Here is a 17,013-nt window from a genome sequence, read left to right as displayed (position 1 = left end):
TCCTTCTCACGGGACTGGGCGGCAGCCATGCACGGGGTGAGAAACCGGCCAACTTGGAAATCCGGCCAGGCCGAAGCCTGCCCGCGCACAGCTGCCATGACACAAGCCTTGGTGCGAAGTTGGAGGATGGGTTCTCACACCCGATCGCCCGAACGGGGGCGACCCAGTGAAGTTAACGATGAGGCGTTTCCCACGCAGCCAGACCGAGGCTATAGCGGGCGTAGGGTAATTCTTTAACGCACGGCTCGGGTGTAGGAAATGGCTGATCACCCCCCGATTCAAAGCCGATAGTTAAGGCGTCCACCTTGAGAAGGCATCCAACTGATTCGTCTTAAGTGATCAATTGCCAGTCATAGAGACGAAATAAATGACATTTGGACAACACTATGCACCTTAATAACGAACACCCCACTCCCTAGAATGGCCCCAGGCATCTCCTATACTCAGGCTCCGCTCCCGGCGCAGCCCCTCTGGCAAGGTCAAGTCCATGAACAAGAAAAACCGCCACCCCGCCGACGGCAAAAAGCCCATCACCATTTTTGGCCCGGACTTTCCCTTCGCCTTCGACGACTGGCTGGAACACCCCGCAGGCCTTGGCAGCATCCCGGCCGAGCGCCACGGTGAGGAAGTGGCCATCGTGGGCGCCGGTATCGCCGGGCTGGTGGCGGCCTACGAGCTGATGAAGCTGGGCCTCAAACCGGTGGTGTACGAGGCCTCCAAACTGGGTGGCCGGCTGCGCTCGCAGGCCTTCAACGGTACCGACGGGGTCATCGCCGAACTGGGTGGCATGCGCTTCCCGGTATCGTCCACCGCCTTCTACCACTATGTGGACAAGCTGGGCCTGGAAACCAAACCCTTCCCCAACCCGCTGACGCCGGCCTCGGGCAGCACCGTGATCGACCTGGAAGGCCAGACCTACTACGCCGAGAAACCCGGCGACCTGCCCAAGCTGTTCCAGGAGGTGGCCGACGCCTGGGCCGACGCGCTGGAAAGCGGTGCCCAGTTCGCCGACATCCAGCAGGCCATCCGTGACCGTGACGTACCGCGCCTGAAAGAACTGTGGAACAAGCTGGTACCGCTGTGGGACGACCGCACCTTCTACGACTTCGTGGCCACCTCGCGCTCGTTCGCCAAGCTGAGCTTCCAGCACCGTGAAGTGTTCGGCCAGGTCGGCTTCGGCACCGGCGGCTGGGACTCGGACTTCCCCAACTCGATGCTGGAAATCTTCCGCGTGGTCATGACCAATTGCGACGACCACCAGCACCTGGTGGTCGGCGGGGTCGAGCAGGTGCCGCAAGGCATCTGGCGCCATGTGCCGGAACGTTGCGTGCACTGGCCCGAGGGCACCAGCCTGAGTTCGCTGCATGGCGGCGCGCCGCGTACCGGGGTCAAACGCATCGCCCGCGCTGCCGATGGCCGCCTGGCGGTCACCGACAACTGGGGCGACACGCGGCATTACAGCGCCGTGCTCGCCACCTGCCAGACCTGGCTGCTGACCACCCAGATCGACTGCGAGGAATCGCTGTTCTCGCAAAAGATGTGGATGGCCCTGGACCGCACCCGCTACATGCAATCGTCGAAGACTTTCGTCATGGTCGACCGGCCATTCTGGAAGGACAAGGACCCGGAAACCGGCCGCGACCTGATGAGCATGACCCTCACCGATCGCCTCACCCGCGGTACCTACCTGTTCGACAACGGCGACGACAAGCCGGGGGTGATCTGCCTGTCCTACGCCTGGATGAGCGACGCCCTGAAGATGTTGCCGCACCCGGTGGAAAAACGCGTGCAGCTGGCCCTGGACGCGCTGAAGAAGATCTACCCGAAGACCGACATCGCCGGGCACATCATTGGCGACCCGATCACCGTTTCCTGGGAAGCCGACCCGTACTTCCTCGGCGCCTTCAAGGGTGCGCTGCCCGGCCACTACCGCTACAACCAGCGCATGTATGCGCATTTCATGCAGCAAGACATGCCTGCCGAGCAGCGTGGCATCTTCATCGCCGGTGACGACGTGTCCTGGACCCCCGCCTGGGTCGAAGGCGCTGTGCAGACCTCACTGAATGCGGTGTGGGGTATCATGAACCACTTTGGTGGCCGCACCCACCCGGAAAACCCTGGCCCAGGCGACGTGTTCAACGAAATCGGCCCGATCGCCCTGGCGGACTGAGACAAGGAGGCAGCATGCGCATCGCTCTGTTCCAGGGCGCGCCCAAGCCACTGGACGTGCCCGGCAACCTGCAACGCTTGCGCCACCAGGCGCAACTGGCGGCCGAACGCGGCGCGCGGTTGCTGGTGTGCCCGGAAATGTTCCTGACCGGCTACAACATCGGCCTGGCCCAGGTCGAGCGCCTGGCCGAGGCCGACGATGGCCCGGCAGCCCTGGAGGTGGTGGAGATCGCCCAGGCGCACCGCATCGCCATCGTCTATGGCTACCCGGAGCGCGGCGATGACGGCGCGATCTACAACAGCGTGCAACTGATCGATGCCCAGGGGCGCAGCCTGGGCAACTACCGCAAGACCCACCTGTTCGGTGAACTGGACCGCTCGATGTTCAGCGCAGGCCCCGACCACTTCCCCGTGGTGGAGCTGGATGGCTGGAAGGTCGGCCTGCTGATCTGCTACGACATCGAGTTCCCGGAGAATGCCCGCCGCCTGGCGCTGGACGGCGCCGAGCTGATCCTGGTGCCGACGGCGAACATGACGCCGTACGACTTTGTCTGCCAGGTGACCGTGCGGGCGCGGGCACAGGAGAACCAGTGCTACCTGGTATATACCAACTACTGCGGTGCGGAAGGCGAGATCCAGTATTGCGGGCAGAGCAGCATCATCGGCCCCGATGGCAGCCTGCTGGCGATGGCCGGGCATGACGAGTGCCAGTTGCTGGCTGAACTCGAGCACGAGCGGGTGGTACAGGGTCGGGCGGCATTTCCCTACCTGACCGATCTGCGCCAGGAGCTGCACCGGCGTAAAGGCTGACAGGGGCCGTTTTGCAGCCCATTCGCGGGTAAGCCCGCTCCCACAGGCACTGCACAGCTTTCAGGCCTGTGATTTACCCTGTGGGAGCGGGTTTATCCGCGAAGAGGCCGGCCCTGCGAACAAATGGGTTAGCATGAACACCTGCCCCGGAGTTTCCATGCCTGACGCCACCCGCCACCTCACCCTCGCCAACGGCCTGCAACTGACCCTGCGCCACGCCCCGCGCCTGAAGCGGTCAGCCGCTGCCCTGCGGGTGCACGCGGGCAGCCACGATGCCCCGAGCAAATGGCCCGGCCTGGCCCACTTCCTGGAGCACCTGTTCTTCCTCGGTACCCCGCGCTTCCCGCTCGCAGACGGCCTGATGCGCTACGTGCAGGCGCTGGGCGGCCAGGTCAATGCCAGTACCCGGGAACGCACCACCGACTTTTTCTTCGAAGTGCCGCCCAGCGCCCTGGGGGGCGGGCTCGAGCGCTTGTGCCAGATGCTCGCCGAACCGGACCTGGGCATCGAGCGCCAACGCTGCGAACGTGAAGTGATCCATGCCGAGTTCATTGCCTGGTCACGCAACCCGCAAGCCCAGCAGCAGTTCGCCTTGCTGCAGGCCGTGGCGCCCGAGCATCCACTGGGTGCCTTTCATGCCGGCAACCGGTACACCCTGGCCTTGCACGACCCAGCCTTCCAGCAAGCGTTGCAGGGTTTTCATCAACACTTTTACCAAGGTGGCCAGATTACCTTGAGCCTGTGCGGCCCACAGCCGCTGGACGAACTGGAAATGCTCGGCCGGCAGCATGCCGCGCAGTTCACAACGGGTGGACGGGTACCTCAGGCCCTGCCACCGCCGCTGGCCACGGCGACCCTGCCGCGCGTATTCAGCCACACGCACCTGCCGGCGGGTGCCGAGCAAGCCCTGGAGCTGCTGATCAGTTGCCTTGGCGACAGCCGCCCGGGCACCTGGCTGGCTGCGCTTCGCCAACACGGCTGGCTGCAAGGTTTCAAGGCCGAGGCGTTGTATGCATACGCCGGGCAAATGTTGTGGCATATCGACCTGCAGCTTACCGAGGACGCGTGCCGGGAAGAGGTGGATGCCCTGCTGCAAGGATGGTTCGGCTTCCTCCGCCAGGCCGAAGCCGAGCAATTGAACGCTGAGTTCGGCTTGCTGCAGCAAAGCCGTGAACGCAGTGCCAGCGCGCTTGAACTGGCCCGCCGGGACAGCGCCGGCCTGCCATTCAGCGGCCTGGATACAACAGGCCTGCAGGCCTTCCGTACCTTGCTGGCGGGCTTGCCGAGCAGCGTACATGGGCATTGGCATTTGCCCGCTGTAGAGCCCTTGCTGGTGGTCGACCTGCCTGCTGCCAGGCCGCAACCATTGCCAGCAGCCCTGAAGATCAGCGACCAGCTGCCGGCCACCCGTCAGTACGCAACGCTGTACCTGCGCTGGCAGGTCCCGGCCCCCTCGCGCCAGCCGCTGTACGCGGTGCTCGAACGCGCCTTGCAGCCCCTGCAGGAGCGCTGCGCGCGGGCAGCGGTACAGTTGCAGTTGAGCGCCGCTGGCGAGTATTGGCAATTGCGCTGCGCCGGGTTGCCGGCAGCGGTGTTGCGTACCCTGGAACAGGCTTTGATGCTGCTGCTAGAGCCACCGGACGACAGCTGGCTCGCCCCCTCGATCCCGCCTCCGCCGCTGATACCGATCAGGGCCTTGCTCAAGCAACTGCCGAATTCCGTGCTGGGCGCTTTGCCTGCGCCTGTTCCACCCGGCACGCTGGCGCGGCCTCAGCTCGACAGCCTCTGGCAAAACGCACGCTGGTACGGCCTGGCGGTTGGCTTCGGCGATAGCGCCCTGAATGCCTTGGCAGCGGCGTTGCAGCATTGCCCTGGTCAAGCCGCGGCACCTGGCCCGCTGCCGACCTGGGCCAGCCACCGCTGGCAGCAGGTCGACGTTCCTGGCAGTGAACACGCCTTGCTGCTGTTCTGCCCATTGCCACCGGCGCTGGAAGCCGCTGGCCGCCTGCTCGCCCAATTGCTGCAAGGGCCGGTCTATCAACGGCTGCGGGTAGAACTGCAACTCGGCTACGCGGTATTCAGTGCCTTTCGTCAGGTCGAAGGGGTCGGCGGCCTGCTGTTCGGCGTGCAGTCGCCGCATGCCAGCCAGGCGCAGATACTCGACCACCTGCTCACCTTGCTACGCCGGGGTGTTACTTGCGACCCTGCCGCTCGTCAGGCACTGGCCGGGCAGTTCGCGGAACCCGCGATGGCCAACGAGGAAGTCGCCGAATGGGCATGGCAGACATACCTGGCTACGCAAGCTGGGGGGCTGGATGCGCTGCGCGGGGCGATTCTAAGCACGCAACAGGCGGACCTTGAGCACCTGCTGGGCTACCTGTTCGACAGCGACAGCCAGTGGCTGTGCCTGGCCAACGCCGCCGCACCAGAAGGCGCCTGGCTGACCGCAACCGCGTGATTATTACGCGAACTGCAAGGGCACATTTCTGAATAATTAACCTTTCGGTACACCTATTTCTTGTAAGATAGCGCAATCCCGATTCAAGGGAACCTCCAGCTCATGGCGGTACCCTAGTATTAGCTGACAAACCCAACCCTCATCCGGAAGGAGTAATTCCATGTGGACCAAACCTGCTTACACTGATCTTCGCATCGGCTTCGAAGTCACCATGTACTTCGCCAACCGCTAAGCCTGGCTTACGGTTCAACGCCTCGGCCTGCCGGGGCGTTTTCGTTTATTCGCTACGGTTTTCTGCATAGAGAGTGGCCATGTATATCCAGGTTCTCGGCTCCGCCGCCGGTGGCGGGTTCCCTCAGTGGAACTGCAACTGCATCAACTGCAAGGGCTACCGTGACGGCACCTTGCGGGCCACGGCACGCACCCAGTCGTCGATCGCCCTGTCCGATGACGGTGTGCACTGGGTACTGTGCAATGCCTCGCCCGATATCCGCGCCCAGCTCCAGGCCTTTGCGCCGATGCAACCGGCTCGTGCCCTGCGCGATACCGGCATCAATGCCATCGTGCTGCTGGACAGCCAGATCGACCACACCACCGGCCTGCTCAGCCTGCGCGAAGGCTGCCCGCACCAGGTGTGGTGCACCGACATGGTCCACCAGGACCTGACCACCGGTTTCCCGCTGTTCAACATGCTCAGCCACTGGAACGGCGGCCTGCAATGGAACCGCATCGAACTGCAAGGCAGCTTCGTGATCGACGCCTGCCCCAACCTGCGCTTCACCCCGTTTCCCCTGCGCAGCGCCGCACCGCCCTACTCGCCGCACCGCTTCGACCCGCACCCGGGCGACAACCTTGGCTTGCTGGTCGAGGACACCCGCACTGGCGGCAAGCTGTTCTATGCCCCGGGCCTGGGCCAGGTGGACGACAATTTGTTGAGGATGATGGACGGCGCCGACTGCCTGCTGGTCGACGGCACACTGTGGGAAGATGACGAGATGCAACGCCGTGGCGTGGGCACCCGTACCGGGCGTGAAATGGGCCACCTGGCTCAGAACGGCCCTGGCGGCATGCTGGAGGTGCTCGAGGGCTTCCCGCGCCAGCGCAAGGTGCTTATCCACATCAACAACACCAACCCGATCCTCGACGAGGACTCGCCCGAGCGCGCCGAAGTGCTGCGCCGAGGCGTGGAAGTGGCCTTCGACGGCATGAGTATCGAGTTGTAAGCACAGCCCTTGAGGTGACACAAACCCTGTGGGAGCGGGCATGCCCGCGAAAAATCCGACACGGTGTATGGCACCGGCTTCGCCGGTGTTCGCGGGCATGCCCGCTCCCACAGGGGGCGAGGTGAGCCGAGACTCAGCTATACAGGAGCCAGCCGAATGAGCGACGCACTGCCAATGTCCCCTGCCGAATTCGAGCAGGCCCTGCGCGCCAAGGGCGCCTATTACCATATCCATCACCCCTACCACGTGGCGATGTACCAGGGCCGCGCCACCCGCGAGCAGATCCAGGGCTGGGTGGCCAACCGCTTCTACTATCAGGTCAACATCCCGATGAAGGATGCGGCGATCCTGGCCAACTGCCCGGACCGCGAAGTACGCCGCGAATGGATCCAGCGCCTGCTCGACCATGATGGTGCGCCCGGCGAAGACGGCGGTATCGAAGCCTGGCTGCGCCTGGGCCAGGCCGTGGGCCTGGACCCGGACCAGCTGCGCTCGCAGGAGCTGGTGCTGCCCGGCGTACGTTTTGCCGTGGACGCCTACGTCAACTTTGCCCGGCGGGCCAGCTGGCAAGAAGCCGCCAGCAGCTCGCTGACCGAGCTGTTCGCCCCGCAAATCCACCAGTCGCGCCTGGACAGCTGGCCGCAGCACTACCCCTGGATCGACCCGGCCGGCTATGAATACTTCCGCACCCGCCTGGGCCAGGCCCGGCGTGACGTGGAGCACGGCCTGGCGATTACCCTGCAGCACTACACCACCCGCGCAGGCCAGGAGCGTATGCTGGAGATCCTGCAGTTCAAGCTGGATATCCTCTGGAGCATGCTCGATGCCATGAGCATGGCCTACGAGCTGAACCGTCCGCCCTATCACTCCGTCACCCAGGAACGGGTGTGGCACAAGGGGATCACCCTATGAGTTTCGACCGTAATCAAGTGCCGAACTGGCGCCCCGGCTACCGCTTCCAGTACGAGCCGGCGCAAAAGGGCCATGTGCTGCTGTACCCTGAGGGCATGATCAAGCTCAACGACAGCGCAGCCCTGATCGGCGGGCTGATCGACGGCCAACGCGACGTGGCTGCGATCATCGCCGAACTCGAACAACAGTTCCCCGGTGTCCCGGAAGTGGCCGATGACATCGAGCAGTTCATGGAGGTGGCCCGTGCCGAACACTGGATCGTCCTCGCCTGAATTGCCGCCCACGCCCGCAGTGGGCCTGCCGCTGTGGCTGTTGGCCGAGCTCACCTACCGCTGCCCGCTGCAGTGCCCGTACTGTTCCAACCCGCTGGACTTCGCTGCCCAGGGCCAGGAGCTGAGTACTGCGCAGTGGTTCAAGGTGATGGCCGAAGCGCGGGAAATGGGCGCCGCACAAATCGGCTTTTCCGGCGGTGAGCCGCTGGTCCGCCAGGACCTTGCCGAACTGGTCGGCGAGGCGCGCCGGCTGGGTTACTACACCAACCTGATCACCTCCGGCATCGGCTTGACCGAGGCGCGCATCGCCGACTTCAAGAAGGCTGGCCTGGACCATATCCAGATCAGCTTCCAGGCCAGCGACGAGCAGGTGAACAACCTGTTGGCCGGCTCGAAGAAGGCTTTCGCGCAAAAACTGGAAATGGCCCGCGCGGTGAAAGCCCACGGTTACCCGATGGTGCTCAACTTCGTCACCCACCGGCACAATATCGACAGGATCGACCGCATCATCGAGCTGTGCATCGCCCTGGAAGCGGACTTCGTCGAGCTTGCCACCTGCCAGTTCTACGGCTGGGCCCACCTCAACCGCCTGGGCCTGCTGCCGACCCGTGCGCAACTCGAGCGGGCCGAACGCATCACCAACGAATACCGCGACAAGCTCAAGGCCGAAGGCAACCCGTGCAAGCTGATCTTCGTCACCCCGGACTACTACGAAGAACGACCCAAGGCGTGCATGAACGGCTGGGGCAGCCTGTTCCTTACCGTCACCCCGGACGGCACCGCGCTGCCGTGCCACGGCGCGCGCCAGTTGCCGGTGCAGTTCCCCAACGTGCGCGACCATGACCTGCGGCACATCTGGTACGACTCGTTCGGCTTCAACCGCTTCCGTGGCTATGAGTGGATGCCCGAACCGTGCCGTTCCTGCGACGAAAAGGAAAAGGACTTCGGCGGCTGCCGCTGCCAGGCCTTCATGCTTACCGGCGATGCCAGCAACGCCGACCCGGTGTGCGCCAAGTCGGCCGACCATGGCATCATCCTCAAGGCCCGCGAGGAGGCGGAAAGCGCCCAGCTCGCCATCGAACAGATGACCTTCCGCAATGAGCGAAACTCCCGTGTCATCGCCCGTGGCTGAGTTCAGCGCGGCGCAGGCGGTCGCCGCCGGCACCGATTTCGCCGAACTCAAGGTCAGCGCTGCCGGGCTGTTCTGGAACGAGTTCCGCCCCGCCGACGGCGCATGCCGCATCTGGCATTGGCAACATCAGCAGGCGCGCTGCCTGACCCCCGATGGTTTCAGCGTGCGCAGCCGCGTCTATGAATACGGCGGCGGCAGCTTCTGCCTGGGTGGCGACGGCGTGCTGTTCGTCAACGAGAAGGACCAGCAGGTGTATACCCAGGGCTTGGCAGCAACGCCACCACGCGCCCTGACCGACCGCGCCAATTGCCGCTACGGCGACCTGCAGTGGCACGCTGGCCTGGTGCTGGCGGTCGAGGAGCAGCATGGCGAACGGGTCGAACATCGGCTGGTGGCACTGGCTGAGCGCAGCCGGCAAGTGCTCGCCGAAGGCGCCGATTTCTACGCCTCGCCTACCGTGAGTGCCGATGGCCAGCGCCTGGCATGGATCGAGTGGGACCGCCCGGCACAGCCCTGGACGGTCACCCGGCTGATGTGTCGCAGGCGTGACGACAGCGGTCGATGGGGGCCCGCGCAGTTTGTGGCCGGTGCCGATGAGTCGCTACAGCAGCCACGCTTCGATGCACAAGGCCGGCTTTACTGCCTGTCTGACCGTAACGGCTTCTGGCAACCCTGGGGCGAGGTTGATGGTCACTGGCAGGCGCTGCCTGCCGAGCCAGCAGACCATGCCGCCGCACCCTGGCAACTGGGCGCGAGCACCTGGTTGGCGCTGGGCCAGCAAAACTACCTGGCCAGCTGGTTCGAAAACGGCTTCGGGCAGCTGGGGCTGCGCAACGCCAATGGCCTGGAGCGATTCGCCAGTGCCTATACGCGCTTTCGCAGCCTGGCCATGGATGACGAACACCTGTACGCCATCGCCGCATCGCCGATCAGCCCACCGGCAGTCATCAGTATCAGCCGCAGCAACCATCAGGTCAGCGTACTGGCCGGTGGCGCCGAAGTGCTTTCGGCCACGCAGATCAGCCTGCCGCAGCCGATCCACTATGGCAGTGACGGCCACCAGGCGCACGGTTTCTTCTACCCGGCAGCCCGCTCACAAGGGGCCACACCGCTGGTGGTGTTCATCCATGGCGGCCCGACCTCGGCCTGCTATCCGGTGCTCGACATGCGCGTGCAGTACTGGACCCAGCGCGGCTTCGCCGTAGCCGACCTCAATTACCGAGGCAGCACCGGTTACGGTCGGGACTATCGCCAGGCTTTGCACCTGCGCTGGGGGGAAAGCGACGTGGCCGATGCCTGTGCGGCAGTCGAATACCTCGCCAGCCGTGGCCTGGTCGACCGCAACAAGGCGTTCATCCGCGGCGGTAGCGCCGGCGGCTATACCACTTTGTGTGCCCTGGCGTTTCATGATGTGTTCCGCGCCGGCGCGAGCCTGTACGGGGTCAGCGACCCGCTGGCGCTGGGCCGGGCCACGCACAAGTTCGAGGGTGACTACCTGGACTGGTTGATCGGTGATCCGCAGCAGGACGCCGAGCGTTATCGCCAGCGTACGCCGCTGCTGCATGCCGGGCAGATCAAGGTGCCGGTGATTTTCTTCCAGGGCGAACTGGATGCGGTGGTGGTGCCGGAGCAGACGCGCTCGATGCTGGCAGCGTTGCAGGCTAGCGGGATCGATGCCGAAGGGCACTTCTATGCAGGCGAACGGCACGGGTTCCGCAAGGCCGAAAACCTGGCGCACGCGCTGGAAGAAGAATGGAAGTTCTATTGTCGGGTGTTGAGGGGCTGAGAGTCTGGGGCCGCTTTGCGGCCCCAGAAGGGCTCAGCGCTTGGCGATGATGTACACCGCGTGCACGATCCCCGGAATGTACCCCAGCAAGGTCAGCAGAATATTCAGCCAGAACGCCCCGCCGAACCCCACCTGCAGGAATACACCCAGCGGCGGCAGGATGATGGCGATGATGATGCGTATGAAGTCCATGCGAGTCTCTCCTGTAGGGGTTACCTCACAGACTAGCCACCCGCCACAGAGGTTCCACCCGCAAAAAAACGCCCCGGGCCGAATGAAACAGGCCAGGGGCGATGCGCAGGAACGCCAGACGGTTCGTAGAATTCTCGGTTTCGCCAATACGCTATGCCGGCATTTCCCGGCGGGCCTGCTGCCGGGTGTGCAGGCGGGCAAAGGCGCGGGCCAGGCGCAGCAGCATTTCGTCGATGTTGCCCTTGCTCACGGTCAGGGCCGGCGAAAAGCGCACCACATCCGCCTGCGGGGCATTCAGCAGAAGGCCTTCATGCAGGGCTGCGGCCACCAGCTCGCGGGCCAGGTTTTCCTTCAGTTGCAGCGCCCATAGCAGGCCCTGCCCACGCACTTCGCCCTGACCGTAACGCCCGGCCAGGCGGCTCAGGCCTTCTCGCAGGTGGCGCCCGTTGTCCCGCACCTGGGCAAGCAGGCCAGGCTCGAGTACAGCGTCCAGCACCGCCAGGCCCGCAGCACACATCAGCGCGTTGCCATGGTGGCTGCCTTGCAGTTCGCCTGGTTCGGCGCAGCACGCCGTGCCCCGGGCGAGCAATGCCGCCAGTGGCACGCCACCGCCCAGGCCTTTGCCCAACGTGACGATGTCGGCGCGCACGCCATAGGTTTCTTCGGCCAGCAGCGCACCACAGCGGCCGATACCGGTCTGCACTTCATCGAGGATCAACAAAATGCCCAATTCGCGACAGAGGGTTTCTACCCCCTTGAGGTACTCCTGCGTCGCCGGGATGACACCCGCCTCGCCCTGGATCGGCTCGAGCATGATCGCCACGGTGCGTGAGTCCACCTCAGCGTGCAGCGCCGCCAGGTCGTTGAACGGCACCTTGCTGAAGCCAGGCAGGCCGGGCTCGCAACGATTGCACGGCAACGGGTCGGATACCGACAGCGCACCCAGGCTACGGCCATGGCAGGCCTGGCTGGCGGTGATGATGTGATAGGCGCCGTTGCGGTGCAGCTGGCCCCACTTGCGCGCCAGCTTGATCGCGCCCTCGCACGCTTCGGCGCCGCTGTTGAGCAGGTAGGCCTGGTCGCTGCCGGTGCTCTGGCACAGGCGGTCGGCCAATTCCAGCAGGCCACGGCTGTGGAACCCTGCCCCCGGGTTGATCAGCGCCTGGGCCTGGTTGCCCAGTGCCTTGACCAGCACGCTGGGGCTGTGCCCCAGGCTGTTGACCGCGCCACCCTGGGTGAAGTCCAGGTAGGCATGCCCTTCGTTGTCCCACAGCCAGGAACCCTGGCCACGTACGAATACCTGCGCTGCACGTTCGCTGCCAGGCATCAGTTGCTCATGCGACAGCTGCGACGCTTGCGGCACGATCACCGGCGCACGCTTGGGCTGGGCGACGGTGGCGAGGGCCGGGCGGCGCAGCTTGAACAGGTTCATCAGGGCTCCAACCAGTCACAGCGGAAGGCGTTGTCGGTGCGGTCTGGATGCCGTCACTCGATATTTTGCCTTGCCTATCAAAAGTGTTTTTCATCCAGGGTAACAATCGAACCATTCATCGCTGTAACCCTTTGGAATACAGCGATAGACTAGGCCTCGCAGGGGGTTTCGACCATTTCGTTTTTCCAGCATTTTCGATAAGTATTACTTATGGATTTTCGTCAACTGCGTTATTTCGTCGCGGTGTATGAAGAGGGCCATGTGGGCCGCGCCGCCGAACGCCTGTCACTGTCCCAGCCGGCGCTTTCGCAACAGATCCGCCAGCTGGAGCACAGCCTCGACCTGAGCCTGTTCGAGCGCAGCAACAAGCGCCTGCTGCCGACCCTGGCTGCGCATACCCTGTACAACCACGCCCTGCCACTGCTCGACGGCCTGCAACGCGCCCACGAGGCCATGCGCAACTTCAAGGGCCAGTCGCTGCGTACCCTGGCCATCGGCGTGCTGCAGACCGTGCGCCCCAGCCTCGTACCACAACTGCTCGAACGCCTGCGCAGGGCACAGCCGCACCTTGTGGTGCAGATCTACGAATTGTCGGGGCTGGAAATCGAACGGCGCCTGCTCAACGGCAGCCTGGACATCGGCATCAGTTACCTGCCGCCACGCCAACCGGGGCTGCATGGCCTGTTGCTGTACGAAGATGAGCTGCAGTTGGTCATCCCCGCGACGCACCCGTTGAAGGACTTCAAGAAGGTATCCATCCGCCAGGCCGCCGAGCTGCCCATGCTGATGCTGGGTGAAGAATTCCAGATCCGCCAGATCTGGCAGGCGCAGCTGGCCAGCCAGGGGCGTCGGCCGCAGGTGCAGGCCGAGATGAACAACATGGCAGGGATACTCGACAGCCTCGCCCACACGGCGCTGGCGACCATCCTGCCGGGCCGGGCCAAGGAGGCTGCCGAGGAAGACCAGGCGCTGCTGTGGAAACCGTTGAGCGAGCCGCGCGTGCCGCTGAAGGTTGGCTTGGTATTTCGCGATGCCCAGCGCCAGCAGGCCTCTGTGGAGCTGCTGCGCACGCTGCTGGAGGAGGAGACAGATGCCCGCCTGTCGGGGGCATCGCCACTGGATGTGCTCGCCTGAAAAAACGCGTGCACAAAGAAAACCCCGCCTAAGCGGGGTTTTCCAGACTGTTTCCCTGTGACATCCGTATCGCCCCGCCATCCTGGCAGGTGGTCCTTCGTTGTCTTCCTTGATCTGTACTTTGCGCTTCCTGCGCAACGTCCATGTGGGAAAGATTAACCGTGGATCCAAAGTGATAACAGTGGAGAAAAGTCACCACGTCATGTAGGAAAAAGCTTACACGGGCAACGTTGTTCGCCTGTGGCCTGTGAATCGGGGCCGCCATGCGGCCCCAAAACCTGTCAGAACTGTTCGGCATCCAGCAGGTACAGCGATTCACTCCCCGCCTTCACCGCAGCCACCAGCGAATCCACCCGTGGCAGCAACCGCGCAAAGTAGAACCGCGCCGTACCCAGCTTGCCAGCATAGAACGCCTCATCCCCTTCACCTGCCTGCGCCGCCCGTGCCATCAACGCCCACATGTAGGCGTAGGCCACGTAGCCAAAGGCGTGCAGGTACTCGACCGAAGCCGCGCCGATTTCATTCGGGTTGCCCTTGGCCTGTTCCAGCACCCACTCGGTCAGTCCGTCCAGCCGGTCCAGGCTGGCCGCCAGCGGCTTGGCAAATTCCGCCAGCTGGCTACCTGCACTGGCAATGAACTGGCGAATCTCGTCGGAGAACAGGCGGTAGTACGCACCACCACTGGCCACCACCTTGCGCCCCATCAGGTCCAGGGCCTGGATGCCATTGGTGCCTTCGTAGATCTGCGTGATACGCACATCGCGCACCAACTGTTCCTGCCCCCACTCGCGAATGTAGCCATGCCCGCCGAACACCTGTTGGCCGTGCACCGCGCATTCCAGGCCGAGGTCGGTGAGGAAAGCCTTGGCTACCGGCGTCAGCAATGCCACCAGCTCTTCGCTGCGCTTGCGCACGCTGGCATCCTCGCTGTACTTGGCACTGTCCAGTTGCATGGCCACGTAGGTGGAGAACGCCCGGCCACCTTCGATCAGCGCCTTCATGGTCAGCAACATGCGGCGCACATCCGGGTGGACGATGATCGGGTCGGCGGCCTTGTCCTTGGCTTGCGGCCCGGTCGGGGCGCGGCTCTGCAGGCGATCGCGGGCGTATTCCACGGCGTTCTGGTAGGAGCGCTCGGCCGAGGCCAAGCCCTGGATACCCACGCCCAGGCGCTCGTAGTTCATCATGGTGAACATCGCCGCCAGGCCCTTGTTCGGCTCGCCGACGATGTAGCCAACGGCTTCGTCGAAGTTCATCACGCAGGTGGCCGAGGCCTGGATACCCATCTTGTGTTCGATCGAGCCACAGGTGGCCGAGTTGCGCGCACCGAGGCTGCCGTCCTCGTTGACCAGGAACTTTGGCACCAGGAACAGCGAAATGCCTTTCGGCCCCGCCGGTGCATCCGGCAGCTTGGCCAGCACCAGGTGGATGATGTTCTCGGTCAGGTCGTGCTCGCCACCGGTGATGAAGATCTTGGTGCCGCTGACCTTGTAGCTGCCGTCGGCCTGGGGCTCGGCCTTGGTGCGAATGATGCCCAGGTCGGTACCGGCGTGCGGCTCGGTCAGGCACATGGAGCCCGCCCACACACCGGCGTACATGTTCGGCAGGTACTTTTCCTTCAGTGCCTCACTGGCGTGGGCATTGATCGACAGGCAGGCACCGGCAGTCAGCATCGGGTAGAGGCCGAACGCCAGGCTGGAGGCGTTGACCATTTCCTCGACCTGGGCCGAAATGGCCTTGGGCATGCCCATGCCGCCGAACAGTGGGTCGCCGCCCACGCCCACCCAGCCGCCTTCGGCGTAGGTGTTGTAGGCCTCGATGAAACCGGCCGGGGTGCGTACGGCACCCTGGTCCCAGTGGCAGCCCTCTTCGTCGGCGGCCCGGCTGAGCGGCGCGATGGACCTGGCGGTGACCTTGCCGGCCTCTTCCAGCACCGCCATGGCTGTGTCGGCATCGACAACCTCGGCCAACCCGGGCAACTGCGCCCACTGCTCGGCCACGTTGAAGACTTCATTCAGTACGAAGCGCATGTCGCGCAAGGGCGCTTTATATTCAGCCATGACAACCTCTCGCTAGTCGGGTCGGAGCGGTCTCGGGGAACCGCGACACTGGGTAACGAGCAGTGTAACCGAACAACTTTTACGAGACATAGGGTCATCACCAGACTGTAAAGTCAGTTTCGGTCACGCCATGCGCACTGCGCCACGCTGCGATTGCTGCCCGTGCACCATGACACAATTGCGCCCCGCGCTCTTCGCGTTGTACAGCGCCTGGTCGGCGGATTTCAGTACTGCCTCGGGGTTGCGATGATCGGCCTGGCGCTCGGCTACGCCGATGCTGATGGTGACCGATACCGTCCCGCCCGCGCTGCCCGCACGTCGCTGGCGCCCGGCGTTGTCGTCCTGCGGGCGGTTATGCTGGTCGCGCAGGTGCATCACGTAATTGGCAATCACTTCACGCACGGCTTCCACGTGCGGCACGCATTCTTCGGCTGTCTTGCCAGCGAATACCAGGGCAAATTCCTCGCCGCCATAACGGTAGGCCCGGCCACCGCCGGTCACCTTGGACAAGCGGCTGGCGACCAGCCGCAGCACCTGGTCGCCTACGTCGTGGCCATGGGTATCGTTGAACTTCTTGAAGTGGTCCACGTCGGTCATCGCAATCACGTAGTTGCGCCCCAGGCGCTGCATGCGCTCGTTCAGCGCGCGACGCCCCGGCAAGCCAGTCAGCTCGTCGCGGAAGGCCATCTGGTAGGCCTCATGAGCCACCGACGCCGCGATCATCAGCATTACCTGGCTGCACATGATGTTGAGGGTGAACGGCAGGATGAACGTTTGCGGCAACATCCAGAAAATCCCCAGCAGGCCCGAGATCAACGCGGCGTGCAGCGGCCGCGGGGCGCGCAGGTACTGCACCACCAGCAGGATGAACACGCCGAGGAACAACGGGTAGACCATCTGGATAAGGCTCATCCACTGGCCATGCAATGACGGCCAGCGAATTTCCGCCAGCCAGATCAGCAGCGCTTCGGGGTAGCTCTGTTCGAGGGCCACCGCCACGCTGCCCACGGCGAACAGCACGGCGCCACGGGCAACCAGGTCCTGCAGCAGGTGGGTGCGCTCCTGCCAGGCACCGTACAGCCCGAACAGGGTGGGCAACAGCAGGCACACCAAATGGAAGATTACCGCGGCATCTTCGCGCACGCGGCCATGGTCACGGTAGAAGTCGGTCTGGGTGTCGAGCAGGAAGTAGGCGATGTACACCGTGAGCATCAGGAACAGCTCGCGCTGGCGGCGGTACACCGCGCAGTAGGCACCGCCCAGCAGCAGGACCAAGGTGGGCAGGACATTGAACAACGATGTGAAAAAGACACTGAGGTCTCTTACGTAAGCCGCGGCGAGGCCTGCCAGCAACAGGATCAGCGAAGGCAGGAAGTGGCTCGCGCGAACAGCGTTAAGACGAAGCAAGGGTAATCTCCAACCCGGCAGATCAA

General features: G+C 64.2%; 14 protein-coding genes. 10 read left to right on the top strand and 4 right to left on the bottom strand.

Annotation, left to right across the window (positions count from 1 at the left end; all coding sequences use genetic code 11):
* Positions 1-487: 487 nt before the first annotated feature.
* From QSV36_RS11940 to QSV36_RS11900, 9 genes are all read left to right on the top strand, one after another.
* A complete protein-coding gene (locus tag QSV36_RS11940; RefSeq protein ID WP_289131759.1) occupies positions 488-2,170 on the top strand; it encodes a flavin monoamine oxidase family protein in 1,683 nt (560 codons plus the stop codon).
* Between the two features lie 14 nt (positions 2,171-2,184).
* A complete protein-coding gene (locus QSV36_RS11935; protein ID WP_289131757.1) occupies positions 2,185-2,979 on the top strand; it encodes a carbon-nitrogen hydrolase family protein in 795 nt (264 codons plus the stop codon).
* 157 nt (positions 2,980-3,136) lie between these two features.
* Positions 3,137-5,437: a pyrroloquinoline quinone biosynthesis protein PqqF gene (gene pqqF / locus QSV36_RS11930; protein WP_289131756.1), complete on the top strand. Its 2,301-nt coding sequence runs from the start codon at positions 3,137-3,139 to the stop codon at positions 5,435-5,437.
* A gap of 160 nt (positions 5,438-5,597) precedes the next feature.
* On the top strand, positions 5,598-5,669 hold the full coding sequence (gene pqqA / locus QSV36_RS11925; protein WP_003243383.1) for a pyrroloquinoline quinone precursor peptide PqqA: 72 nt from the start codon (positions 5,598-5,600) through the stop codon (positions 5,667-5,669).
* Between the two features lie 79 nt (positions 5,670-5,748).
* Positions 5,749-6,660 carry a pyrroloquinoline quinone biosynthesis protein PqqB gene (gene pqqB / locus QSV36_RS11920; RefSeq protein ID WP_289131754.1) on the top strand — a complete coding sequence of 304 codons (912 nt, stop codon included), beginning with the start codon at positions 5,749-5,751 and terminating at the stop codon, positions 6,658-6,660.
* Positions 6,661-6,816: 156 nt separating this feature from the next.
* Positions 6,817-7,572, top strand: coding sequence for a pyrroloquinoline-quinone synthase PqqC (gene pqqC / locus QSV36_RS11915; RefSeq protein ID WP_003255592.1), 756 nt, complete (start codon positions 6,817-6,819; stop codon positions 7,570-7,572).
* On the top strand, positions 7,569-7,844 hold the full coding sequence (pqqD, locus tag QSV36_RS11910; RefSeq protein WP_289131753.1) for a pyrroloquinoline quinone biosynthesis peptide chaperone PqqD: 276 nt from the start codon (positions 7,569-7,571) through the stop codon (positions 7,842-7,844). The genes pqqC and pqqD overlap by 4 nt, the downstream gene beginning before the upstream one ends.
* Positions 7,816-8,976 (top strand): pyrroloquinoline quinone biosynthesis protein PqqE, encoded by a 1,161-nt coding sequence (pqqE, locus tag QSV36_RS11905; protein WP_289131751.1) that lies wholly within the window; start codon positions 7,816-7,818, stop codon positions 8,974-8,976. Before pqqD ends, pqqE begins: the two co-directional genes overlap by 29 nt.
* Positions 8,942-10,762 (top strand): S9 family peptidase, encoded by a 1,821-nt coding sequence (locus tag QSV36_RS11900; protein ID WP_289131749.1) that lies wholly within the window; start codon positions 8,942-8,944, stop codon positions 10,760-10,762. The genes pqqE and QSV36_RS11900 overlap by 35 nt, the downstream gene beginning before the upstream one ends.
* 33 nt (positions 10,763-10,795) lie before the next feature.
* On the opposite strand, the gene QSV36_RS11895 is transcribed toward QSV36_RS11900, so the two are convergent.
* Together QSV36_RS11895 and QSV36_RS11890 are read right to left on the bottom strand one after the other, a co-directional pair.
* Positions 10,796-10,954: a YqaE/Pmp3 family membrane protein gene (locus tag QSV36_RS11895; RefSeq protein ID WP_009681539.1), complete on the bottom strand. Its 159-nt coding sequence runs from the start codon at positions 10,952-10,954 to the stop codon at positions 10,796-10,798.
* Between the two features lie 151 nt (positions 10,955-11,105).
* Entirely contained in the window at positions 11,106-12,386 is a 1,281-nt protein-coding gene (locus QSV36_RS11890; RefSeq protein WP_289131747.1) for an aspartate aminotransferase family protein, read from the bottom strand.
* 210 nt (positions 12,387-12,596) lie between these two features.
* Here QSV36_RS11890 and QSV36_RS11885 point away from each other — a divergent pair, with 210 nt between their 5' ends.
* The gene (locus QSV36_RS11885) at positions 12,597-13,520 is read left to right on the top strand and encodes a LysR family transcriptional regulator (RefSeq protein WP_225780104.1); all 924 of its coding nucleotides are present in this window, start codon (positions 12,597-12,599) and stop codon (positions 13,518-13,520) included.
* A 281-nt stretch (positions 13,521-13,801) separates the two neighbouring features.
* On the opposite strand, the gene QSV36_RS11880 is transcribed toward QSV36_RS11885, so the two are convergent.
* Positions 13,802-15,580 (bottom strand): acyl-CoA dehydrogenase C-terminal domain-containing protein, encoded by a 1,779-nt coding sequence (locus QSV36_RS11880; protein WP_289131746.1) that lies wholly within the window; start codon positions 15,578-15,580, stop codon positions 13,802-13,804.
* 123 nt (positions 15,581-15,703) lie between these two features.
* Entirely contained in the window at positions 15,704-16,987 is a 1,284-nt protein-coding gene (locus tag QSV36_RS11875) for a GGDEF domain-containing protein (RefSeq protein WP_289131745.1), read from the bottom strand.
* Positions 16,988-17,013: the final 26 nt, after the last annotated feature.

The organism is Pseudomonas sp. BCRC 81390 (genome assembly GCF_030341915.1).
GTDB lineage: Bacteria > Pseudomonadota > Gammaproteobacteria > Pseudomonadales > Pseudomonadaceae > Aquipseudomonas.
The sequence above is the reverse complement of the archived record's forward strand: the minus strand, read 5'-3'. Positions and strand labels throughout refer to the sequence as shown.